The following is a 21463-nucleotide window of genomic DNA, read 5'->3' on the forward strand; positions in this document are numbered from 1 at the left end:
CAGGTCAATCGGCAAATGAGAGAAAGTTTTGGCACGCGGTGCCTTGCTGAGTGACACGGGGTGCCATACGTTGAATCTCGTCCGGATGTCCCCGCGGTCCAGCCCACTCGGCACGGAACGCGCCCCGGATGCCTGCGTCACCAGGCCCCCGCACCGCCCCACCACAGGCAACGCGCAGCTCCACCCCAGCCGAATCGACGGCGCCCACACACATCGCTATGCCGCTCAACGCACCCCGTTTCCCTCAGCGCACCCTCATCAGCGCACGGCCGGAGGCAACACCGTGAAGGACATCCTGGACGCGATCCAGTCGCAGGCCGCGACGGCCGCCGACTTCGCTGCACTGCCGCTCCCCGACTCGTACCGCGCGATCACCGTGCACAAGGACGAGGCGGAGATGTTCGCCGGGCTCACCACCCGCGAGAAGGACCCCCGCAAGTCCCTGCACCTCGACGAGGTCCCGCTCCCCGAGCTGGGCCCGGGCGAGGCCCTGGTCGCCGTCATGGCCTCCTCGGTCAACTACAACTCCGTGTGGACCTCGATCTTCGAGCCGGTCTCCACCTTCAGCTTCCTGGAGCGCTACGGGCGCCTCTCGGAGCTCACCAAGCGCCACGACCTGCCGTACCACATCATCGGCTCCGACCTCGCGGGCGTCGTCCTGCGCACCGGTCCCGGCGTGAACGCCTGGAAGCCGGGCGACGAGGTCGTCGCGCACTGCCTCTCGGTCGAGCTGGAGTCCTCCGACGGCCACAACGACACGATGCTCGACCCCGAGCAGCGCATCTGGGGCTTCGAGACCAACTTCGGCGGCCTGGCGGAGATCGCGCTGGTCAAGTCGAACCAGCTGATGCCCAAGCCCGACCACCTCAGCTGGGAGGAGGCCGCCTCCCCCGGCCTGGTCAACTCCACCGCGTACCGCCAGCTGGTCTCCCGCAACGGCGCCGGCATGAAGCAGGGCGACAACGTCCTGATCTGGGGCGCCAGCGGCGGGCTCGGCTCGTACGCCACCCAGTTCGCGCTGGCCGGCGGCGCCAACCCGATCTGCGTGGTCTCCTCCCCGGAGAAGGCCGACATCTGCCGGGCGATGGGCGCCACCGCGGTCATCGACCGCAACGCCGAGGGCTACAAGTTCTGGAAGGACGAGCACACCCAGGACCCGAAGGAGTGGAAGCGCTTCGGCAAGCGCATCCGCGAGCTCACCGGCGGCGAGGACATCGACATCGTCTTCGAGCACCCGGGCCGCGAGACCTTCGGCGCGAGCGTCTACGTCACCCGCAAGGGCGGCACCATCACCACCTGCGCCTCGACCTCGGGCTACATGCACGAGTACGACAACCGCTACCTGTGGATGTCCCTGAAGAAGATCATCGGCTCGCACTTCGCGAACTACCGCGAGGCCTGGGAGGCCAACCGCCTGATCTCGAAGGGCAAGATCCACCCCACCCTGTCGCGGGTCTACTCCCTGGAGGAGACCGGCCAGGCCGCCTACGACGTCCACCGCAACCTCCACCAGGGCAAGGTCGGCGTGCTCTGCCTGGCCCCCGAAGAGGGCCTGGGCGTGCGGGACCACGAGATGCGCGCCACGCACCTCGACTCCATCAACCGCTTCCGCAACATCTGAGACCCCTCAAAGGCCAAAGGGACAGCCTGAGATGACAGAGCGCCAGAAGGACCGTCCGTGGCTCATGCGGACGTACGCCGGCCACTCCACGGCCGAGGCGTCCAACGAGCTGTACCGCCGCAACCTCGCCAAGGGCCAGACCGGCCTGTCGGTCGCGTTCGACCTGCCGACGCAGACCGGATACGACCCCGACCACATCCTCGCCCGCGGCGAGGTCGGCCGGGTCGGGGTCCCGGTCTCCCACCTGGGCGACATGCGGCGGCTGTTCCAGGACATCCCCCTGGAACAGATGAACACCTCGATGACGATCAACGCCACCGCCATGTGGCTGCTGGCGCTCTACCAGGTGGCCGCCGAGGAGCAGGGCGCGGACATCGCCCAGCTCCAGGGCACCACCCAGAACGACATCGTCAAGGAGTACCTCTCGCGCGGGACGCACGTCTTCCCGCCCGGGCCCTCGCTCCGCCTGACGACGGACATGATCGCGTACACGGTCAACCACATCCCCAAGTGGAACCCGATCAACATCTGCAGCTACCACCTGCAGGAGGCCGGGGCCACCCCGGTCCAGGAGATCTCGTACGCGATGTCCACGGCCATCGCGGTCCTGGACTCCGTGCGCGACTCGGGCCAGGTCCCGCCGGAGCGGTTCGGCGAGGTCGTCGCCCGGATCTCCTTCTTCGTGAACGCGGGCGTCCGCTTCATCGAGGAGATGTGCAAGATGCGCGCCTTCGGCCGCATCTGGGACAAGGTCACCCGCGAGCGCTACGGCATCGAGAACGACAAGCAGCGCCGCTTCCGCTACGGGGTCCAGGTCAACTCCCTGGGCCTGACCGAGGCGCAGCCGGAGAACAACGTCCAGCGCATCGTGCTGGAGATGCTCGCGGTCACCCTCTCCAAGGACGCCCGCGCCCGCGCCGTGCAGCTGCCGGCCTGGAACGAGGCGCTGGGCCTGCCCCGGCCCTGGGACCAGCAGTGGTCGCTGCGCATCCAGCAGGTCCTGGCCCACGAGAGCGACCTGCTGGAGTACGAGGACATCTTCGCCGGCTCGCACGTGATCGAGGCCAAGGTCGAGTCCCTGGTGACCGAGTGCCTGGCCGAGATCGACCGGATCCAGGAGATGGGCGGCGCGATGGCGGCCGTCGAGTCCGGCTACCTCAAGGGCGAGCTGGTCTCCTCGCACGCCGCGCGGCGGGCCCGGATCGAGGACGGCCAGGACAAGATCGTCGGCGTCAACTGCTTCCAGCAGACCGAGGAGAACCCCCTCACCGCCGACCTGGACGGCGCCATCATGACGGTGGACGGGGCCCTGGAGGCCCAGACCGTCGAGCGCATCGGCCGCTGGAAGGCCGAGCGCCAGGAGTCCTCGGACCGGCAGGGCGGCGGCGACCCGTTCGTCTTCCCCACGGTGATGCAGGCCCTGGACCGGCTGAAGGAGGCCGCCGCCGGGGACGAGAACCTGATGGAGGCCACCCTGGAGTGCGCCCGCGCCGGTGTCACCACCGGCGAGTGGTCGAGCGCGCTGCGCGAGGTGTTCGGGGAGTTCCGGGCGCCGACCGGGGTCTCCTCGGCCCCGGTGGCCGTGACCGCCGAGGAGGGAACCCCCATGGCCCTCGTCCGCGCGAAGGTCTCCCGTACGGCCGACGAGCTGGGCTCCGGCCGGCTGCGCCTGCTGGTCGGCAAGCCCGGCCTGGACGGGCACTCCAACGGCGCCGAGCAGATCGCCGTACGGGCCCGCGACGCCGGCTTCGAGGTGGTCTACCAGGGCATCCGGCTGACTCCCGAGGAGATTTCCTCGGCGGCCCTGGCCGAGGACGTGCACTGCGTGGGACTGTCCATCCTGTCGGGCTCGCACAGCGCGCTCGTCCCGGACGTACTGGAACGCCTGCGCGCGGCGGGGGCGGGTGACATCCCCGTCGTGCTCGGCGGCATCATTCCGAATGCCGACGCCGTGGCGCTCAAGGAGGCCGGGGTGGCGGCGGTCTTCACCCCGAAGGACTTCGGCATCACGGAGATCATCGGCAAAATCGTCGATGAGATCCGCAGGGCCAACAAGCTCCACCCGCTCGGCGACGCCGACGAGATCATCGACACTGACACCCTTGCAAGCACGGAGGTCCCCGCATGACCACGCCCTCTTCCCCGGTCAACCGGCTGCGGCCGCGCCGCTCCTGCCTCGCGGTGCCGGGTTCCAACCCCCGGTTCCTGGAGAAGGCCCAGGGCCTGCCCGCCGACCAGGTCTTCCTGGACCTGGAGGACGCCTGCGCCCCGCTCGCCAAGGAAGGCGCCCGCCACACGATCGTGGACGCGCTGAACCAGGGCGACTGGACCGGCAAGACCCGCGTGGTGCGCGTCAACGACTGGACCACGCACTGGACGTACCGCGATGTGATCACGGTCGTCGAGGGCGCCGGCCAGAACCTCGACTGCATCATGCTGCCGAAGGTCCAGGACGCCCAGCAGGTCGTGGCGCTCGACCTCCTGCTGACGCAGATCGAGAAGACGATGGGCTTCGAGGTCGGCAAGATCGGCATCGAGGCACAGATCGAGAACGCCAAGGGCCTGGTGAACGTCGACGCGATCGCCGCCGCCTCGCCGCGGCTGGAGACGATCATCTTCGGGCCGGCCGACTTCATGGCCTCGATCAACATGAAGTCCCTGGTCGTGGGCATGCAGCCGCCCGGCTACGGCGCGGACGCCTACCACTACATCCTGATGCGGATCCTGATGGCGGCCCGCATGCACGACCTCCAGGCGATCGACGGCCCCTTCCTCCAGATCAAGAACGTCGACGGCTACCGCGAGGTCGCCGGGCGCGCGGCGGCCCTGGGCTTCGACGGCAAGTGGGTGCTGCACCCCGGCCAGGTCGACGCGGCCAACGAGGTCTTCTCCCCCTCCCAGGAGGACTACGACCACGCCGAGCTGATCCTCGACGCGTACGACTGGTGCACCTCCGAGGCGGGCGGCAAGAAGGGCTCGGCGATGCTCGGCGACGAGATGATCGACGAGGCCAGCCGCAAGATGGCGCTGGTCATCTCGGGCAAGGGCCGCGCCGCCGGCATGCAGCGCACCACCAAGTTCGAGATCCCGGAGGGCTAGGCACCATGCAGTTCGGACGCACCTACGAAGAGTTCGAGATCGGCGCGGTCTACAAGCACTGGCCCGGAAAGACGGTCACCGAGTACGACGACCACCTCTTCTGCCTGCTGACCATGAACCACCACCCGCTCCACATGGACAGCAACTACGCGGAGAACACGACCGACTTCGGCAAGAACGTCGTCGTGGGCAACTACATCTACTCGCTGCTGCTGGGCATGTCGGTGCCGGACGTCTCCGGCAAGGCGATCGCCAACCTGGAGATCGAATCGCTGCGGCACGTGGCGCCGACCTTCCACGGCGACACGATCTACGGCGAGACCACGGTCCTCGACAAGACCCCGTCGAAGTCGAAGAACGACCGCGGCATCGTCTACGTGGAGACCAAGGGCTACAAGCAGGACGGCACCCTCGTCTGCGTCTTCCGGCGCAAGGTGATGGTCCCGACCGAGACGTACATCAAGGAGCGCGGCGGCGAGCAGCCCGGCCGCCCCACGCTGAAGGAACAGGGGAAGTAGAACCATGAGCCGACTTGCCCAGACCGCCGGCCTGACGGACGACCAGAGGGACATCCTCAAGACCGTCCGGGAGTTCGTCGACAAGGAGATCATCCCGGTCGCGACCGAGCTGGAGCACCGGGACGAGTACCCGCAGCAGATCGTCGACGGCCTCAAGGAACTCGGCCTCTTCGGCCTGATGATCCCGGAGGAGTACGGCGGCCTGGGTGAGTCGCTCCTCACCTACGCGCTGTGCGTCGAGGAGATCGCGCGCGGCTGGATGTCCGTCTCGGGCATCATCAACACGCACTTCATCGTGGCGTACATGCTCAAGCAGCACGGCACCCAGGAGCAGAAGGAGTACTTCCTTCCGCGGATGGCGCTGGGCGAGGTGCGCGGCGCGTTCTCGATGTCCGAGCCGGGGCTCGGCTCCGATGTGTCGGCCATCACCTCCAAGGCGGTGAAGGACGGCGACGAGTACGTCCTGAACGGCCAGAAGATGTGGCTGACGAACGGCGGCACGTCCACGCTGGTGGCCGTTCTGGTGCGCAGTGACGAAGGACACCCGGAGGGCACCGCGCCCCACAAGTCGATGACGACCTTCCTCGTGGAGAAGGAGGCCGGCTTCGGTGAGGTGCGTCCCGGCCTGACCATCCCCGGCAAGATCGACAAGATGGGCTACAAGGGCGTCGACACGACCGAGCTCATCATGGACGGACTGCGCATTCCGGCCAATCGGGTCCTCGGCGGCCAGACCGGCCGAGGGTTTTACCAAATGATGGACGGGGTCGAGGTCGGCCGCGTCAACGTGGCGGCCCGTGGTTGCGGCGTCGCGCAGCGTGCGTTCGAGCTGGGTGTCTCGTATGCCCAGCAACGTCACACTTTCGGCAAGGCCATCGCCGAGCACCAGGCGATCCAGTTCAAGCTGGCCGAGATGGCTACCAAGGTCGAAGCCGCCCATGCGATGATGGTCAATGCAGCACGCAAAAAGGACTCCGGGGAACGAAACGACCTCGAAGCAGGGATGGCGAAGTACCTCGCCTCCGAGTACTGCAAGGAGGTGGTGGAGGACGCGTTCCGTATCCACGGTGGCTACGGCTTCTCGAAGGAGTACGAGATCGAGCGCCTCTACCGAGAGGCACCCATGCTGCTCATCGGTGAAGGTACCGCCGAGATCCAGAAAATGATCATCGGGCGACGCCTGCTCGAGGAGTACCGGCTCCAGGGCTGAAAGTCCCTTTTGCGGTAAATCATCCAGTGGTTTTCCGTAAAAGGGTCACTAGCAGTCACTGGCTCACGGCCATCGACTCGGCTTCTGGCTTGCCCAGTTGTTGCGCGCAACCGATAGCATTCCAGTAAAGCCGCCGTCCCGTCCCCCCGTTTGCGGCGCGGCATCACCCGCTACGAAGGTCATCCATGCCCCACAGCCAAACCTCTGCACCTCGCGTCGGCCTCCTCGGTGGACGCCTCGCGCGCGGAGCATCGCCGTGGCTTCTGCCGACCGTCGCCACCGCCGCCGTCAGCCTCGTCCGGGCCCGCAAGTCCGGGCGCTGGGCGGCAGTGGCCGTGCCCACCACCGCGCTCGCGGCGGGCATGCTGTGGTTCTTCCGCGACCCCGAGCGTGAGATCACGCAGGGCCGGGTCATCTCCCCCGCCGACGGTGTGGTGCAGAGCATCATGCCGTGGAAGGACGGACGGACCCGCGTCGCGATCTTCATGAGCCCCCTGAACGTCCACGTCAACCGGGCGCCCCTCGCGGGCACGGTGACGTCCGTGGAGCACATCCCCGGTGGATTCGTTCCGGCGTTCAACAAGGAGAGCGAGAACAACGAGCGCGTCGTCTGGCACTTCGACACCGAACTCGGCGACATCGAGATGGTGCAGATCGCCGGCGCCGTCGCCCGTCGCATCGTCCCGTACCTGCCGGCCGGCACCAAGGTGGAGCAGGGCGAACGCATCGGTCTGATCCGCTTCGGCTCCCGCGTCGACATCTACCTCCCCGAGGGCGTCGAGGTCGCGGTCGAGGTCGGACAGGCCACCACCGCGGGGGTGACCCGAATTGACCGTGACTGAACCTGAAACTCCGGCGAACCTGTCGACGCCGGCGACCGGCTGGGTTCCCGAGGCCTCCGAGGAGGAGTCCACCGAGGACGACATGCCGCTGTCACTGCGGCTGTCGATAGCGGACACCCTGACCCTCGGCAACGCGACCTGCGGATTCATGGCGGTGTACTTCACCACCACCGGGATCCTCATCCCGCACCTCACCGGCAGCGGTGAGTCGGGCATGGCCCGCAGCAGCGCGGCCACGGCCGTGATACTGATGCTGCTCGCCGCGGTCTTCGACCTCTTCGACGGCATCGTGGCCCGCAAGCTGCGCAGCTCGCCGATGGGCGCGGAGCTGGACAACCTGTCCGACCTGATCAGCTTCGGGCTGGCTCCGGCGTACTTCGTGCTCGTCTACGGCATGGTCGCCGACGACGCGGTGCAGAAGATGTCGGCGCTGGCGGCGATCGTCGTCCTGCTGGCCGTCGTCCTGCGCCTCGCGAGATTCAGCTGCGTGGCGATGAAGGACGGCATGTTCCAGGGCATGCCGAGCCCCTTCGGCGCGCTCACGGTCGTCTCGATCGTGCTGCTGGAGCTGCCGTTCATCCCGACCCTGCTGGCGATCGTCGGCGTGGCCTGGCTGATGGTGAGCCGGGTCGAGTACCCCAAGCCGCGGGGTGTCCTCGCGGTGGCGATGCTGAGCTGGATCGTCGCGGCGATGGGCCTGCTGGCCGCGTGGGCGTTCGACGCGCCGGGCGGCGGGCTGCTGCTCCAGACCGGCTGCGCGCTGCAGATCGCTCTGGCGGCGACCATCCCGCTGTTCGCGACGACCCGTCGCGCGAACACGTTCCGCCACAACCGCCGCGAGGCGAGGGCCACCCAGGCCCCGTAGCCACGGCTGTACGCGTACGAGAGGGCCCCCGACCGCCACCAGGCAGCCGGGGGCCCTTCCGCATGCCCGGGGCGGTTAGGGGGCGCGGTGACGCGGCTGCGGGGATGACCGCGTGCAGCGGCGATCCGGTGCCGGACCGGAGGCAAGGCGCGGATCGCGCATAGCCTTGGTGTCGGAAAACCGCCAGCCCGGGGGGCGGACGGCCGGGAGGATGGGAGCCATGTACACCGATACGGAGCGTTGCGTTCGGGCCGTCCAGTCGAAGGACGCGCGGTTCGACGGCTGGTTCTTCACCGCCGTGCGGACCACCGGCATCTACTGCCGCCCCAGCTGCCCCGCCGTACCGCCCAAGGTCGAGAACATGACCTTCCTGCCCAGCGCCGCCGCCTGCCAGCAGAGCGGGTACCGGGCCTGCAAGCGGTGCCGGCCCGACACCTCGCCCGGCTCCCCCGAGTGGAACGCCCGCGCCGACACCGTCGCCCGGGCCATGCGCCTCATCCAGGACGGCGTGGTCGACCGTGAGGGCGTCCCGGGGCTGGCCACCCGGCTGGGGTACTCCGCCCGCCAGGTGGAGCGCCAGCTGGGCGCCGAGCTCGGCGCCGGGCCGCTCGCCCTGGCCAGGGCCCAGCGCGCGCAGACCGCCCGGCTGCTGATCGAGACCTCCGGGCTCCCGATGGGCGACATCGCCTTCGCCGCCGGGTTCTCCTCGATCCGGACCTTCAACGACACCGTCCGCGAGGTCTTCGCCCTGGCCCCGAGCGAGCTGCGGTCCAAGGCGGCCGGCCGGGGCGCCGTCCCGGGTGCCGGACCCGGCCGGGTGCCCGGGACCATCAGCCTGCGGCTCCCCTTCCGGGCCCCGCTCACCCCCGACAACCTCTTCGGCCACCTCGCCGCGACCGCCGTCCCCGGGATCGAGGAGTGGCGGGCGGGCGCCTACCGCCGCACGCTCCGGCTCCCGTACGGCACCGGCGTCGTCGCCCTCACCCCGCGACCCGACCACATCGGCTGCCGGCTCGCCCTGACCGACCTGCGCGACCTCACCATCGCCATCAGCCGCTGCCGCCGGCTCCTGGACCTCGACGCGGACCCCGAGGCCGTGGACGAGCAGCTGCGCGCCGACCCGCTGCTGGCCCCGCTCGTGGCCAAGGCTCCCGGCCGCCGGGTGCCGCGTACCGTCGACGCGGAGGAGTTCGCCGTACGGGCCGTGCTCGGCCAGCAGGTGTCCACCGCCGCGGCCCGTACGCACGCGGCCCGCCTGGTACGCGCCCTCGGCGAGCCGGTGTCCGATCCCGACCCCGAGGGCGGGCTGACCCACCTGTTCCCCACCTCGCAGGCGCTGGCCGGGCTGGACCCGGAGTCGCTGGCCCTGCCGCGCAGCCGGCGGACCACCTTCACCACGCTCGTCTCGGCCCTCGCCGACGGCTCGCTCCCGCTCGGCATCGACAGCGACTGGGAGGCGGCCCGTGCCCGGCTGGGCGCGCTGCCCGGCTTCGGGCCGTGGACCACCGAGATCATCGCGATGCGGGCCCTGGGCGACCCGGACGCCTTCATTCCGGCCGACCTGGGGATCCGGCGGGCCGCGAAGGGGCTCGGGCTGCCCTCCACGCCCGCGGCGCTGACGGCCCGCGCGGCGCACTGGCGGCCCTGGCGCGCGTACGCCGTGCAGTACCTGTGGGCCACCGAGGACCACGCGATCAACGTCCTGCCGGCCTGACCGTCCGGCCGCCGACCCCACCGACTTCCGAGGAGTACGAACCGTCATGAGCAGCAGCACGAGCAGCACCAAGCAGCACACCGTCGTGGACAGCCCCTACGGGCCGCTCACCCTCGTCGCCGCCGACGGGGTCCTCTGCGGCCTCTACATGACCGGGCAGCGCCACCGCCCGGCCGAGGAGGCCTTCGGGGAGCGCGTCGCGGCCGGTGAGGCCCCCTTCCCGGAGGTGGTGCGGCAGCTGACCGCGTACTTCGCCGGGGAACGCACCTCGTTCGACCTGCCGGTCCGGCTGGAGGGCACCGAGTTCCAGCGCAGCGTGTGGGAGCAGCTCGTACGGATCCCCTACGGGCAGACCTGGTCCTACGGGGAGCTGGCCGCCAAGCTCGGCAAGCCGAACGCCTCGCGCGCGGTGGGCCTGGCCAACGGGAAGAACCCGGTCGGCATCATCGTGCCGTGCCACCGCGTGATCGGGGCGTCCGGCTCCATGACCGGCTACGGCGGCGGCATCGACCGCAAGGTGCGCCTGCTGGCCTTCGAGTCCGGAGCCGAGCAGCTCTAGACGATCATTTCCAACCGGTACTCCTGAGGGGGACACGGCATGCCCAGCAACCGTCTCATGCGCATCCAGAGCACCGAGTTCCAGGACATGGCCGAGCGGGTCCTGCGCGTCACCGGGCTCACCTCCCGCCTGAACGTCCTGCCCTTCGAGGACGAAGCGGGCAAGGCGGAGCTGTTCGAGCAGATCCTCGGCAAGCCGCTGCCGCCGCGGGTCACGATCTACCCGCCCTTCTACACGGACCACGGCCTGCGCCTCGAACTCGCCGAGCGTGTGTTCATCAACCAGAACTGCACGTTCCTGGACTACGCCGGCATCCGGCTCGGCGAGCGCGTGATGGTCGGGCCGAAGGTCACCTTCATCACCAGCGGCCACCCGGTCGACCCCGGGGAGCGGCGGCTGTACCTCACGGGCGCGCCCATCGACGTGGCGGAGAACGTGTGGATCGGTGCCGGTGCCACGATTCTGCCCGGCGTCAGCATCGGCCGTGACGCCGTGATCGCCGCCGGCACCGTCGTGGCCGACGACGTTCCGCCGGCGAGCCTGGTAACCGGCGCCAAGGGCACCGTGCACCGCCAGTGGTGACGGCCGCTCCGGGGCCGCGCCCGGGCCGCGGTCCGGCTCAGGCCGGCGGTGCGACCGCTTCGAGGCCGGCGACGGTGCCGGACATGACGGCACGGACGTGCCGGGTGAGGTGCTCCACGGGCCAGTCCCACCAGGCCAGGGCGAGCAGGCGGGCGATCTCCCCGTCGGTGTGGCGGGTGCGGATGAGGGCGGCCGGGTTGCCGCCGACGATCCCGTAGTCGGGGACGTCGTCCACGACCACGGCGCCGGCGGCGATGATCGCGCCGTGCCCGATGCGCACCCCGGGCATGACCATCGCGCCGTAGCCGAACCAGACGTCGTTGCCGACGACGGTGTCGCCCCGGCCGGGCAGGCCGGCGAGCAGGTCGAAGTGGTCGGCCCAGGACCCGCCCATGATCGGGAAGGGGAAGGTGGAGGGGCCGTCCATGCGGTGGTTGGCGCCGTTCATGAGGAACCGGACCCCGGTGCCCAGCGCGCAGAACTTCCCGATGACCAGCTTCTCCGGCCCGTAGTGGTAGAGCACGTTGCGGGTCTCGAAGGCGGTGGGGTCGTCCGGGTCGTCGTAGTAGGAGTACTCCCCCACCTCGATCAGCGGCGAGGTCACCAGCGGCTTCAGCAGGACCACGCGCGGCTGGTCCGGAAACGGGTGGAGCACCGTCGGGTCCGCGGGCAGGGAGGTCACGGCTAGATGACCACCAAGGGGACCAGCAGCGCGAAGGCGGCGCCGGCCTCGACCGCGTAGGCGTACAGGGACGGGTGCTGGACGGGGGCCGCGAGCAGGACCACGCTCTGCTGGACGGCGGCCGCGCCGACCCATTCGGCGTCGGCTCCGAGGCCGCCCTGGTACCAGCCCTCGCAGGCGCCGGGGCCGGTGACGGCGAGGACGTCGTCCTCGCGGCGGTAGAAGGCCTGCCAGCCCTCGGCCGGCACGGACCAGGCTTCGAAGTCGGTGAACTGGGCCCAGCCGCCGTCACGGATCGCGGTGTCGAACATCCAGACGGGCACCCCGTCGGGGGTGACCTCGCCGCTCTCCTGCTGGTCGGTGGTGAAGTGGACCATGGGCAGGGCGTCGGGCCCGTCGGCGGTGCTGGGCCAGGCGTACATCGTGATCATTTGCTGAATTCTGTCCTGCTCGGTGTAGGCACGGAATAACGAGCGGAACGGGCTACGAGGCCTGCGGCCTGCGGCCGTTCTCCAGCTCCACGGTGCCCTCGCCGGTCCGCAGCACCCGGCACGCCTCCACGGTGCGCAGGCCCAGGGATCCGAGCAGATGCTCCGTCAGCTCGGCCGGGTCCACCAGCCGCCACGAGATCAGCTCCTCTTCCTGGAGCTTGATGGAGGCGAGCTGCGCGGCGTCGAGCACACCGCCGTCGTAGAGGTACGCGACGAGCGGGGGCCGGCCCTCGCCGGTCGACCAGTCGACGGCGAGCAGCCGGCCGAGCGGCAGGTCGATGCCGATCTCCTCGGCGCTCTCCCGGCGGGCGGCCGTGCGCGGGGACTCCCCCGTGTCGGACTCGATAGTGCCGCCCGGCAGCGCCCAGCCCTCCCGGTAGTTGGGCTCGACGAGGAGCACCCGGCCCTCGGCGTCCCGGAAGAGGGCGGCCGCTCCGGCCAGCACCCGGGGCAGGCTCGCGATGTAGGTGGCGTAGTCATCGGTGGTCGTCACGCCGCAACCCTACCCAGCCGCCCCGGGGCCGGGGATCACTCCTCCGCGGCGCCGCCGCCCGGCGGGCCGTCCTCGCGGTCGCGGTTCCTCGATTCCGCCACCCGGCGCAGGCGGGGGTGGCGGGCCGGGCCCTGTTCGGTGATGGCGTCGCCGACCATGGCCTTGACCGCGTCCCGGAGTCCGTGGAGGGCGTGGTGGCGGACGGGGCCAGCGCCGGGGTCCTCGCGCAGCTCCTTCACCAGGGCCCAGCACAGGAGCAGCATCACGACCACGAACGGCAGCGCGACCAGGATGGTGGCCGTCTGGAGGGACTTCAGGCCGCCCGCGACGAGGAGCACGGCGGCCACGGAGGCCATCAGCACGCCCCAGGTGACCACGAGCCAGGTCGGCGGGTGCAGGGAGCCGCGGCTGGTGAGCGAGCCCATGACGAGGGAGGCGGAGTCGGCGCTGGTGACGAAGTACGTCATCACCAGGAGCATCGCGATCCACGAGGTGACCGTGCCGAGCGGGAGCGCGTCGAGCATCGCGAAGAGCGTGGCCTCGGTGCCCTCCTTGGCCTTGGCTGCCATGTCGGCGACGCCGGTGGAGTCGAGGCGGATCGCGGTGCCGCCCATGACGCAGAACCAGACGACGGTGGCGCCGCTGGGCACCAGGAGCACGCCCACGAGGAACTCGCGGATGGTGCGGCCGCGCGAGATGCGGGCGATGAAGGTGCCGACGAAGGGCGCCCAGGAGAGCCACCACGCCCAGTAGAAGATCGTCCACGCGCCGAGCCACTCGCTGTCGGTGAAGGCGCCGGTGCGGGTGGCCATCGGGAGCAGTTCGTGCAGGTAGCTGCCGATGCTCGCCGGGATCACGTCGAGGATGTAGACGGTCGGGCCGAGGACGAAGACGAAGGTCATCAGGGCCGCGGCGAGCACGATGTTGATCGTGCTGAGCCATTTGACGCCCTTGTGCAGCCCGGAGAAGGCGGAGAGCACGAAGGCGGCGGACAGGGAGCCGATGATGATCAGCTCGACCGTGGTCGAGTCCTCGATCCCCGTCGTGATGTTGAGCCCCTTGGCGACCTGGAGGGCGCCGAGGCCGAGGCTGGTGGCGGTGCCGAAGACGGTCGCGAAGACGGCGAGCAGGTCGATGGCCTTGCCGGGCCAGCCGTTGGCCCGCTCCTCGCCCATGAGGGGGACGAAGGCGGAGCTGAGGCGGTTGCCGCGGCCCTTGCGGAAGGTCGCGTAGGCGAGGGCGAGGCCGGCGATGCCGTAGATCGCCCAGGGGGTGAGGGTCCAGTGGAAGAAGGAGTAGTCGAGCGCGGCGCGGGCGGCGTCGCCGCTGCCGGGGGCCGCGCCGGAGGCCGGGGGCGGGTTCAGGTAGTGGGTGAGCGGCTCGCCCACCCCGTAGAACATGAGCCCGATCCCCATGCCCGCACTGAACATCATCGCGATCCACGCGAGGTTCGTGAACTCGGGCTCCGAGTCGTCCTTGCCGAGGCGGATCCGGCCGAAGCGGCTGATCGCGAGCACGACGCACATGACGAGGAACACATCGGCGGCGATCACGAAGAGCCACGCGAAGTTGTTCAGCACCCAGGCCAGCGCGGTGCTCGACGCGGAGTCGAAGGAGCCCTTGCCCAGCGCCGCCCAGGCGACGACGGCCAGGACGGCGATGACTCCGATGGTGACGACGGTGAGGTCGGGAGTTCCCTCAGTGCCGTCGGCGGGGCCTGCCGACCCCCCACCTGGGGAATCCGGACGTGGCTGTTCCAGTGAATCCGTGCTCATGCGGCCACACTATGCAGGCGTATATCCCTATTTAGGGGTATGCCGCGCCGGGTGTGGCCCAGGCCACCCATGGGCATAGGAGGATCCTCCGGATAGGCTCATGGACGGCGCGACTGCACTGTTCGATAGCAAGGGATTAGCAAGGTGACGGACGGAGCAGTAACTGAGACCGCGCGCGTGCTCATCGCCGCGGACAAATTCAAGGGCTCGCTCACGGCCGTTCAGGTCGCGGAGCGGGTGACGGCCGGCCTTCGCAAGGCCGTACCGGGCGTGGAGATCGAGACCCTCCCCGTCGCGGACGGCGGCGACGGTACGGTCGCGGCCGCCGTGGCGGCCGGTTTCGAACGCCGGGAGGTACGGGTCACCGGACCGCTCGGTGACCAGGTCACGGCCGCTTTCGCCCTGCGCGAGGGCACCGCGGTGGTCGAGATGGCGGAGGCCTCCGGGCTCCAGCTGCTGCCGGCGGGTGTCTTCGCCCCGCTGACGGCGACCACCTACGGCTCCGGCGAGCTGCTGAAGGCCGCACTCGACGCGGGAGCGCGCTCGATCGTCTTCGGTGTGGGCGGCAGCGCCACCACCGACGGCGGTGCGGGCATGCTGGCCGCGCTGGGCGCGGTGTTCCTGGATGCGAACGGTGAACCGGTCGGTCCGGGCGGCGGCGCGCTGGCGGCTCTGGCCTCGGCGGACCTGTCGGGCGTCGACCCCCGCATCAAGGAGATCGACTTCGTCCTGGCGAGCGACGTGGACAACCCGCTGACGGGTCCGAAGGGCGCTCCGGCGGTCTACGGCCCGCAGAAGGGGGCGTCGCCCGAGGACGTGGCGACGCTGGACGCGGCCCTGGCGCACTTCGCGGTGGTGCTGGAGAAGTCGATCGGCTCCCTGGCCGCCGAGGCGGCGGTTTCGCCCGGCGCGGGCGGAGCGGGCGGCATCGGCTACGGGGCACTGCTGCTCGGCGCCTCGTTCCGTCCCGGCATCGAGCTGATGCTCGAGGTGCTCGGCTTCGCGCCGGCGCTGGAGCGGGCCACGCTGGTCATCACCGGCGAGGGTTCGCTGGACGAGCAGACCCTCCACGGCAAGGCCCCGGCCGGTGTCGCGGCGGCTGCTCGCGCGGCGGGCAAGCCGGTCGTCGCGGTCTGCGGCCGCCTGCTGCTCACGCAGGAGGCGCTGGAGGCCGCCGGCATCCGGAAGGCCTACCCGCTCACGGACCTGGAGCCGGACCCGGCGGTGAGCATCCCGAACGCGGGGCCGCTGCTGGAGCGGGTGGCGGAGAACATCGCGGCCGACGTCCTCTGACGAGGCGTCCGCCCTACCCGGCGGCCCGGATCCCCTGACGGGGGTCCGGGCCGTCGGCGTGTGCGGGGCGCCGCCGCTCCGGCTCGGCCGGTACCTGGGGGGTTCCCCTACCCGCCCTTCCACCGTTCCCCGGGCTCCGCCCGGACCCCTCCTGGGGCTCCGCCCCAGACCCCGGTCCTCAAACGCCGGACGGCTGGAAAGACCGAACGCCGGGGGGCTGGAAAGATTCACGCGCCGGACGGGCCGGAAGCCTTGGCCGCCGTGAGGAGCTGGGTGGTGGTGACGATGCGGGCGAAGCCGCCGCCCTGGAGGTTGACCGCGGTGGCGGTGACCAGCTGGTCGGCCGTCAGCCGGGGTGCGTCCGGGCCGGGTTCGGCGGCCAGGTCGAAGGTGTGCGTGGCGTCGAGCGGCACGAGGACGTCGTAGCCCAGGTTCCCGGCCATCCGGGCCGTGGTCTCGACGCACATGTTCGTCTGGATCCCGGCGATGACGAGCTGTCCGACGCCCTGGGCGGTGAGCCAGTCGGCGAGGTCCGGGGTGCCGTAGAAGGAGGAGTTCACGGACTTGGTGACGTGCAGCGCGGCCCGGTCGGCCCGCTCGGCGACGAAGTCCTTGAAGGCGTAACCGGGCTGGTCCGGCGCGAGGACGGAGCCGGCCATGCGGGAAGCGTGCTGCACGAGAACGAGGGGCCGGCCGGTCTCCTGCCAGGCGTCCATCAGCGCGGCGATGTTGTCCTCGGCGGCCGGGTTGCTGCGCGGTCCCCAGAAGTCGGGGTCGTCGAAGCCCTGTTGGACGTCGATGACCAGCAGGGCGCTGTTCGCGGCGATCTCGATGCCGGTCGCGATCGCGGGGCTCGCAGTGGCCGTGGCGGTCGTCGCCGTGGTGGTCGTCGTGGCCGTGGTGGTCGTGGTCGCCGTGGTCGTGCTCTCGTTCTTCATGGCTTCATCCTGGGCGGACGCTCCCCTTCGGACCAGTACCACCCGGCCCCCGAACCGATGGGATCCTGCCAATGTGGCAGATCCGGGCCCGGAGTGGCCCGAAGTCCGGCTCCGCCGCAGGTCGGGGGCCTCGCGGTGGCTTCCGCCGGGGGCTCGGCCCTCCCCTTCGGCGGGGCCTCCGTGGCAGACTCACGGCCATGCACCGCGTTGCGATCGTCGTTCAGCCCGGCATCCGCGCTTTCGACCTGGCCGTCATCACCGAGGTCTGGGGGCACGACCGCGGCCACCGCGGGGTGCCGCCCTTCGAACTGCGGCGGTGCGCCCTCGACACCGGCCCGATCCCGCTCCCCGGAGGGCTGACCCTGACCCCGGACCGCGGACTCGACTGGCTCGCCGACGCCGACCTCGTCGTGGTCCCCGCGCTGGACCGGCCCGGTGACCCGACGCCCGAGCCGGTCCTCGCCGTCCTGCGCGACACCCACGCCCGGGGCATCCCGGTGGCCGCCCTGTGCGCCGGCGCCTTCATCCTCGCCGAGGCCGGGCTGCTGGCCGGCCGCCGGGCCGTGACCCACTGGTCGCTGGCCCCGGCGCTGGCCGGGCGGTACCCCGCCGTGCGCGTCGAGGAGGCCCCGCTCTACGTGGGGGACGACGGGCTGTGGACCTCCGCCGGGGTCGCCTCCGGAATCGACCTCTGCCTGCACCTGGTCCGCGAGGCCCACGGCTCCGAGGCCGCCGCCGCCATCGCCCGCGCCATGGTGACCGGCCCCTTCCGCACCGGCGAGCACGCCCAGTACCTGGACCGGCCGACCCCGGTCGCCGACCGGACCGCCGAGGCGCTGGCCCTCGTACGGGAGCGGGCGCTCGGGCGGCTGCACGAGGCACTGGACGTGGCCACGCTGGCCCGGTGGGCCGGGATGTCCCCGCGGTCCTTCGCGCGGCACTTCGCCGCGGCGACCGGCACCACCCCGCACAAATGGCTCCTGGGTCACCGTCTGGACGAAGCCCGCAAACTGCTGGAGCGCACCGATCATCCGGTCACCGAGGTGGCCCGGCGGGCCGGATTCGCCAGCGAGGTCACCTTCCGCCAGCACTTCACCTCGTACGTCGGCACGAGCCCCCGCGCGTACCGTGCGGCCGCTACCGCACCAGGACCCCCGGGGCCTCCCCCAAACACCGCCGACAGTGTTAGAAATGGCTCATGACCGGACGTTTTGGCCCACCCAGGGGCTCCGGAGGAGCGCCCGAGGACGGGCCCTCGCCCGAGGACGGGTCCCCACCCGGAACCGGGCCCGGACACGAACCGGGAACCGGCCCCGGACAAGGCCCCGGACACGGGCCCGGCAGCAGTCGCGTGCGCCGCCTCGCACACCGCCTCACCCGCCCCCTCTCCCGGCTGTTCTCCCACCTCTCGCTCGGTGCCCGCAGCGTCGCCGGCCAGGTCTTCGCCCTCCAGGCCGTCCTCGTGCTCGTGCTCATCACGGCCGCCGCCTCGGCCCTGTTCTTCCAGGCGCGGTACGACAGCCAGCGCGACGCCCGCAACCGCTCCCTCGCCGCCGCCGAGGCCTTCGCGCACGCCCCCGGGCTCCCGGCGGCCCTGGAGTCCGCCGACCCCACCGCCGTGCTCCAGCCGCTGGCCGAGGACGCCCGCCGGGCGTCGGGCGTCGATTTCATCGCCGTCATGACCACCGACGGGGTCCGGTACACCGACTCCCGCCCCGAGCTGATCGGCCGGCGCGCCACCGGTGACCTCTCCCGCGCCGCGGCCGGACAGGCCTTCACCGAGACGTTCCAGGGGAAGCCGAGCGACGTGGTCCGCGCCGTGGTCCCCGTACGGGACTCCGCGGGCGCGGTGGTCGGCCTGGTCGCCACCGGCATCGAGGTCGAGAACGTCGGCGACGTGGTCGAGGGCCAGCTGCCCCTGCTCCTCGGCGCGGCCACCGGCGCCCTGCTCCTCGGCACCGGCGGCGCCGCCCTCGTCAGCCGCCGGCTGCGGCGCCAGACCCGGGGCCTCGGCGAGGCCGAGATGACCCGGATGAACGAACACCACGAAGCGGTTCTGCACGCCGTCCGCGAGGGCGTCCTGATCATCGACGCCGAAGGCCGCCTGCTGCTCGCCAACGACGAGGCCCGCCGCCTCCTCGACCTGCCCTCCGACGCCGAGCTGCGGCACGTGGGCGACCTCGGCCTCGATCCGCCCACGGCCGCGCTGCTGGCCTCCGGGCGGGCCGCCACCGACGAGGTCCACCGCTCGGGCGACCGGCTCCTCGCCGTGAACGTACGCCCGACCAAGCCCCACGGCGGCCGCCCGTCCGGCACCGTGACCACCCTGCGCGACTCCACCGAGCTCGCCGCGCTCTCCGGCCGGGCCGCGGTGGCCCGCGACCGCCTCCAGCTGCTCTACGACGCCGGCGTGCGCATCGGAACCACCCTGGACGTGGTCCGCACCGCCGAGGAGCTCTCGGAGGTCGCGGTCCCGCGGTTCGCGGACTTCGTCACCGTCGAGCTGCTGGAGCCGGTGCTGCGCGGCGAGGAGCCCGGCGGCGGCACGCACACCGAGATGCGCCGGGCCGCCATCAGCGGGATCCGCGTCGATTCCCCGCTCCAGCCGGTGGGCGACGTCATCCGCTTCGTGGTGCCGACCGCGCCGATGGCGACCGCCCTGGACGCCGGGCGGGCGGTGCTCGCCGCCGATCTGCACGCCGCCTTCGGCTGGCGGGCCCAGGACCACGACGGCACCCGGGTGGCCCTGGACTACGGGCTGCACTCGCTGATCTCCGTACCGCTCCAGGCCCGCGGGGTGGTCCTCGGCATGGCCAACTTCTGGCGGGCCGACACCCCCGAGCCCTTCGACGAGGAGGACCTCTCCTTCGCCGAGGAGCTGGCGGCGCGGGCCGCGGTCTCCATCGACAACGCCCGCCGCTTCACGCGCGAGCACGCGGTGGCGGTGACCCTCCAGCGCAGCCTGCTGCCGCGGGTGCTGCCCGATCTGAGCGCCGTGGACGTCGCGTTCCGCTACCTGCCCGCGAAGGCGGGGGTGGGCGGGGACTGGTTCGACGTGATCCCGCTCGCCGGGGCCCGGGTCGCGCTGGTCGTCGGCGACGTGGTGGGGCACGGGGTGCACGCCGCCGCCACCATGGGCCGGCTGCGGACCGCGGTGCACAACTTCTCCACGCTCGACATGCCGCCCGACGAGCTGCTGGGCCACCTCGACGAGCTGATCAACCGGATCGACCAGGACGAGTCCTCGGCCGACGAGGACTCCGGGGAGGGCGAGTCCTCGGGCGTCACCGGCGCCACCTGCCTCTACGCGGTGTACGACCCGGTGTCCGGCCACTGCGCCATGGCCAGCGCCGGACACCCCGGCCCGGCACTGGTCGCGACCGACGGGCGGGTCGAGTACCCCGAGCTGCCGATCGGGCTGCCGCTGGGCGTCGGCGGGATGCCCTTCGAGGCCGTGGAGCTGCGGCTGCCCGAGGCGAGCCGGCTCGTGCTGTTCACCGACGGGCTGCTGGAGGACCGCGACCGGGACTTCGACACCGGCCTCGACCTGCTGACCGAAGCCCTGTCACGGCCGGACCGCAGCCCCGACCAGGCCTGTGCCGACGTACTGGCCGCGCTGCTGTTCCCGGCGCCGAGCGATGACATCGCCCTGCTCATCGCCGACACCCGGCGGCTCCCGGCCGAGCGGATCGCGGAGTGGGAGGTGCTCCCGGACCCCTCGGACGTGTCCCGGATCCGCCGTGCGGGCTCCGCGCAGCTCACCGCGTGGGGCCTGGAGGACGTCACCTTCACGGCCGAGCTCATCCTCAGCGAGCTGATCACCAACGCCATCCGCTACGGGACCCCGCCGATCCGGGTCCGGCTGCTCCGCGACCGCACCCTGATCTGCGAGATCTCCGACGGCAGCAGCACCTCACCGCACCTGCGCTACGCGGCCACGACCGACGAGGGCGGGCGCGGCCTGTTCCTCGTCGCCCAGTACGCGGAGCGCTGGGGCACCCGCTACACGGACCGCGGCAAGGTGATCTGGGCGGAACTCCCCCTGACGGGCGCGGCCGAGCCGGCGCCCCCGGACGTCGTGGACCTGGACGCCCTGGAGGACCTGGCCTGGTAGCCGGGAGGCCGCCGCGCCCTACGACAGGCTCTGGAGCCGGGCGGCCAGCCGGGCCTTCGCCTCCGGCCATTCTTCGGCGAGCAGGGAGAAGTACACGCTGTCGCGCCAGGTGCCGTCCGGGCGGCGGCGGTGGCGGCGCAGGACGCCCTCGCGCTGCGCTCCGAGGCGGGCGATCGCGGCCTGGGAGCGGGTGTTGAGGTGGTCGGTCTTGAGCTGGACCCGGCCCATGCCGAGGTCCTCGAAGGCGTGGGTGAGCAGGAGCAGCTTGGACTCGGTGTTGACGGCGCTGCGCCAGTACGCGCGCCCGTACCAGGTCCAGCCGATCTCCAGGCGTTCGTCCTCCGGGCTGATGTCGAGGTACGTGGTCCAGCCGACGGCCTTGCCGCTCGCGAGGTGGATGACGGCGAAGGGGAGGTAGTCGCCCTCGAGCACGGTGTCGAGCACGGCGCCCAGCTCCTCCTGGGTCCGGGGCGCGGGGCCGCCCTGCCAGCGCCAGACCTCCTCGTCGCGGCCGCCGGCCTCGTACAGGTCGGGGAGATGGCTCCTGGTCAGCGGCTCCAGGCGGACGTGGCGGCCGGTCAGGACGACGGGGGAAGGCGACTTGGCAGACATGGCGGAAAAGATAATCCCAGTTTGCGCTAGAGACAAGTCACTATTGCTCTAGAGC

Annotated in this window: 19 protein-coding genes; 13 read left to right on the plus strand and 6 right to left on the minus strand. The window is 71.3% G+C overall.

Annotated elements, in window-relative coordinates; translation table 11 throughout:
• The first annotated feature begins 283 nt into the window (after nt 1-283).
• The 10 genes from ccrA to AC3IX6_RS05685 all read left to right on the plus strand — a co-directional run bounded on the left by ccrA (nt 284) and on the right by AC3IX6_RS05685 (nt 11010).
• A complete protein-coding gene (gene ccrA, locus AC3IX6_RS05640) occupies nt 284-1621 on the plus strand; it encodes a crotonyl-CoA carboxylase/reductase (protein WP_389433219.1) in 1338 nt (445 codons plus the stop codon).
• Nucleotides 1622-1685: 64 nt separating this feature from the next.
• Nucleotides 1686-3749 (plus strand): protein meaA, encoded by a 2064-nt coding sequence (locus AC3IX6_RS05645; RefSeq protein ID WP_489371347.1) that lies wholly within the window; start codon nt 1686-1688, stop codon nt 3747-3749.
• A complete protein-coding gene (locus tag AC3IX6_RS05650) occupies nt 3746-4720 on the plus strand; it encodes an HpcH/HpaI aldolase/citrate lyase family protein (RefSeq protein WP_489369140.1) in 975 nt (324 codons plus the stop codon). Before AC3IX6_RS05645 ends, AC3IX6_RS05650 begins: the two co-directional genes overlap by 4 nt.
• 5 nt (nt 4721-4725) lie before the next feature.
• Nucleotides 4726-5238 (plus strand): MaoC family dehydratase, encoded by a 513-nt coding sequence (locus AC3IX6_RS05655; RefSeq protein ID WP_053681718.1) that lies wholly within the window; start codon nt 4726-4728, stop codon nt 5236-5238.
• Nucleotides 5239-5242: 4 nt separating this feature from the next.
• Nucleotides 5243-6448 carry an acyl-CoA dehydrogenase family protein gene (locus tag AC3IX6_RS05660; RefSeq protein WP_254381044.1) on the plus strand — a complete coding sequence of 402 codons (1206 nt, stop codon included), beginning with the start codon at nt 5243-5245 and terminating at the stop codon, nt 6446-6448.
• 185 nt (nt 6449-6633) lie between these two features.
• Nucleotides 6634-7290: a phosphatidylserine decarboxylase gene (locus tag AC3IX6_RS05665; protein WP_254381045.1), complete on the plus strand. Its 657-nt coding sequence runs from the start codon at nt 6634-6636 to the stop codon at nt 7288-7290.
• A gap of 82 nt (nt 7291-7372) precedes the next feature.
• Nucleotides 7373-8155 (plus strand): CDP-diacylglycerol--serine O-phosphatidyltransferase, encoded by a 783-nt coding sequence (pssA, locus tag AC3IX6_RS05670; protein WP_266912559.1) that lies wholly within the window; start codon nt 7373-7375, stop codon nt 8153-8155.
• Nucleotides 8156-8375: 220 nt separating this feature from the next.
• On the plus strand, nt 8376-9869 hold the full coding sequence (locus AC3IX6_RS05675; protein WP_489369141.1) for an AlkA N-terminal domain-containing protein: 1494 nt from the start codon (nt 8376-8378) through the stop codon (nt 9867-9869).
• A gap of 46 nt (nt 9870-9915) precedes the next feature.
• Nucleotides 9916-10428 carry a methylated-DNA--[protein]-cysteine S-methyltransferase gene (locus AC3IX6_RS05680; RefSeq protein ID WP_489369142.1) on the plus strand — a complete coding sequence of 171 codons (513 nt, stop codon included), beginning with the start codon at nt 9916-9918 and terminating at the stop codon, nt 10426-10428.
• Between the two features lie 39 nt (nt 10429-10467).
• On the plus strand, nt 10468-11010 hold the full coding sequence (locus AC3IX6_RS05685) for a sugar O-acetyltransferase (protein WP_489369143.1): 543 nt from the start codon (nt 10468-10470) through the stop codon (nt 11008-11010).
• A gap of 37 nt (nt 11011-11047) precedes the next feature.
• Here AC3IX6_RS05685 and AC3IX6_RS05690 read toward each other — a convergent pair whose 3' ends face one another.
• From AC3IX6_RS05690 to AC3IX6_RS05705, 4 genes are read right to left on the minus strand one after another with little or no spacing between them, the layout of a single operon-like run.
• Entirely contained in the window at nt 11048-11692 is a 645-nt protein-coding gene (locus AC3IX6_RS05690; protein WP_489369144.1) for a CatB-related O-acetyltransferase, read from the minus strand.
• Between the two features lie 2 nt (nt 11693-11694).
• Nucleotides 11695-12123, minus strand: a complete 429-nt coding sequence (locus AC3IX6_RS05695) for a hypothetical protein (RefSeq protein WP_489369145.1) — start codon at nt 12121-12123, stop codon at nt 11695-11697.
• Between the two features lie 52 nt (nt 12124-12175).
• Nucleotides 12176-12676, minus strand: a complete 501-nt coding sequence (locus AC3IX6_RS05700) for an NUDIX domain-containing protein (protein WP_489369146.1) — start codon at nt 12674-12676, stop codon at nt 12176-12178.
• 35 nt (nt 12677-12711) lie between these two features.
• A complete protein-coding gene (locus AC3IX6_RS05705; RefSeq protein WP_489369147.1) occupies nt 12712-14451 on the minus strand; it encodes a BCCT family transporter in 1740 nt (579 codons plus the stop codon).
• A gap of 144 nt (nt 14452-14595) precedes the next feature.
• Here AC3IX6_RS05705 and AC3IX6_RS05710 point away from each other — a divergent pair, with 144 nt between their 5' ends.
• Nucleotides 14596-15744, plus strand: coding sequence for a glycerate kinase (locus AC3IX6_RS05710; protein WP_489369148.1), 1149 nt, complete (start codon nt 14596-14598; stop codon nt 15742-15744).
• A 227-nt stretch (nt 15745-15971) separates the two neighbouring features.
• Here AC3IX6_RS05710 and AC3IX6_RS05715 read toward each other — a convergent pair whose 3' ends face one another.
• The gene (locus tag AC3IX6_RS05715) at nt 15972-16577 is read right to left on the minus strand and encodes a cysteine hydrolase family protein (RefSeq protein WP_489371348.1); all 606 of its coding nucleotides are present in this window, start codon (nt 16575-16577) and stop codon (nt 15972-15974) included.
• A 302-nt stretch (nt 16578-16879) separates the two neighbouring features.
• Here AC3IX6_RS05715 and AC3IX6_RS05720 point away from each other — a divergent pair, with 302 nt between their 5' ends.
• Both AC3IX6_RS05720 and AC3IX6_RS05725 read left to right on the plus strand, forming a co-directional pair.
• The gene (locus tag AC3IX6_RS05720; RefSeq protein WP_489369149.1) at nt 16880-17884 is read left to right on the plus strand and encodes a GlxA family transcriptional regulator; all 1005 of its coding nucleotides are present in this window, start codon (nt 16880-16882) and stop codon (nt 17882-17884) included.
• Nucleotides 17881-20796 carry a SpoIIE family protein phosphatase gene (locus AC3IX6_RS05725; protein ID WP_489369150.1) on the plus strand — a complete coding sequence of 972 codons (2916 nt, stop codon included), beginning with the start codon at nt 17881-17883 and terminating at the stop codon, nt 20794-20796. The genes AC3IX6_RS05720 and AC3IX6_RS05725 overlap by 4 nt, the downstream gene beginning before the upstream one ends.
• A gap of 18 nt (nt 20797-20814) precedes the next feature.
• Here AC3IX6_RS05725 and AC3IX6_RS05730 read toward each other — a convergent pair whose 3' ends face one another.
• Nucleotides 20815-21408: a GNAT family N-acetyltransferase gene (locus AC3IX6_RS05730; protein ID WP_489369151.1), complete on the minus strand. Its 594-nt coding sequence runs from the start codon at nt 21406-21408 to the stop codon at nt 20815-20817.
• Between the last annotated feature and the right edge of the window lie 55 nt (nt 21409-21463).

It is taken from the genome of Streptomyces sp. GL_141 (assembly GCF_057834385.1).

What these genes read in the sequence shown, in the direction of transcription:
- AC3IX6_RS05645 (WP_489371347.1), top strand. Translation starts at nt 1,686, where the DNA reads ATGCGGACGTACGCCGGCCACTCCACGGCCGAGGCGTCCAACGAGCTG.
- AC3IX6_RS05650 (WP_489369140.1), top strand. Translation starts at nt 3,746, where the DNA reads ATGACCACGCCCTCTTCCCCGGTCAACCGGCTGCGGCCGCGCCGCTCC.
- AC3IX6_RS05655 (WP_053681718.1), top strand. Translation starts at nt 4,726, where the DNA reads ATGCAGTTCGGACGCACCTACGAAGAGTTCGAGATCGGCGCGGTCTAC.
- AC3IX6_RS05660 (WP_254381044.1), top strand. Translation starts at nt 5,243, where the DNA reads ATGAGCCGACTTGCCCAGACCGCCGGCCTGACGGACGACCAGAGGGAC.
- AC3IX6_RS05665 (WP_254381045.1), top strand. Translation starts at nt 6,634, where the DNA reads ATGCCCCACAGCCAAACCTCTGCACCTCGCGTCGGCCTCCTCGGTGGA.
- pssA (WP_266912559.1), top strand. Translation starts at nt 7,373, where the DNA reads ATGCCGCTGTCACTGCGGCTGTCGATAGCGGACACCCTGACCCTCGGC.
- AC3IX6_RS05675 (WP_489369141.1), top strand. Translation starts at nt 8,376, where the DNA reads ATGTACACCGATACGGAGCGTTGCGTTCGGGCCGTCCAGTCGAAGGAC.
- AC3IX6_RS05680 (WP_489369142.1), top strand. Translation starts at nt 9,916, where the DNA reads ATGAGCAGCAGCACGAGCAGCACCAAGCAGCACACCGTCGTGGACAGC.
- AC3IX6_RS05685 (WP_489369143.1), top strand. Translation starts at nt 10,468, where the DNA reads ATGCCCAGCAACCGTCTCATGCGCATCCAGAGCACCGAGTTCCAGGAC.
- AC3IX6_RS05695 (WP_489369145.1), bottom strand. Translation starts at nt 12,123, where the DNA reads ATGATCACGATGTACGCCTGGCCCAGCACCGCCGACGGGCCCGACGCC.
- AC3IX6_RS05705 (WP_489369147.1), bottom strand. Translation starts at nt 14,451, where the DNA reads ATGAGCACGGATTCACTGGAACAGCCACGTCCGGATTCCCCAGGTGGG.
- AC3IX6_RS05720 (WP_489369149.1), top strand. Translation starts at nt 16,880, where the DNA reads ATGCACCGCGTTGCGATCGTCGTTCAGCCCGGCATCCGCGCTTTCGAC.
- AC3IX6_RS05725 (WP_489369150.1), top strand. Translation starts at nt 17,881, where the DNA reads ATGACCGGACGTTTTGGCCCACCCAGGGGCTCCGGAGGAGCGCCCGAG.
- AC3IX6_RS05730 (WP_489369151.1), bottom strand. Translation starts at nt 21,408, where the DNA reads ATGTCTGCCAAGTCGCCTTCCCCCGTCGTCCTGACCGGCCGCCACGTC.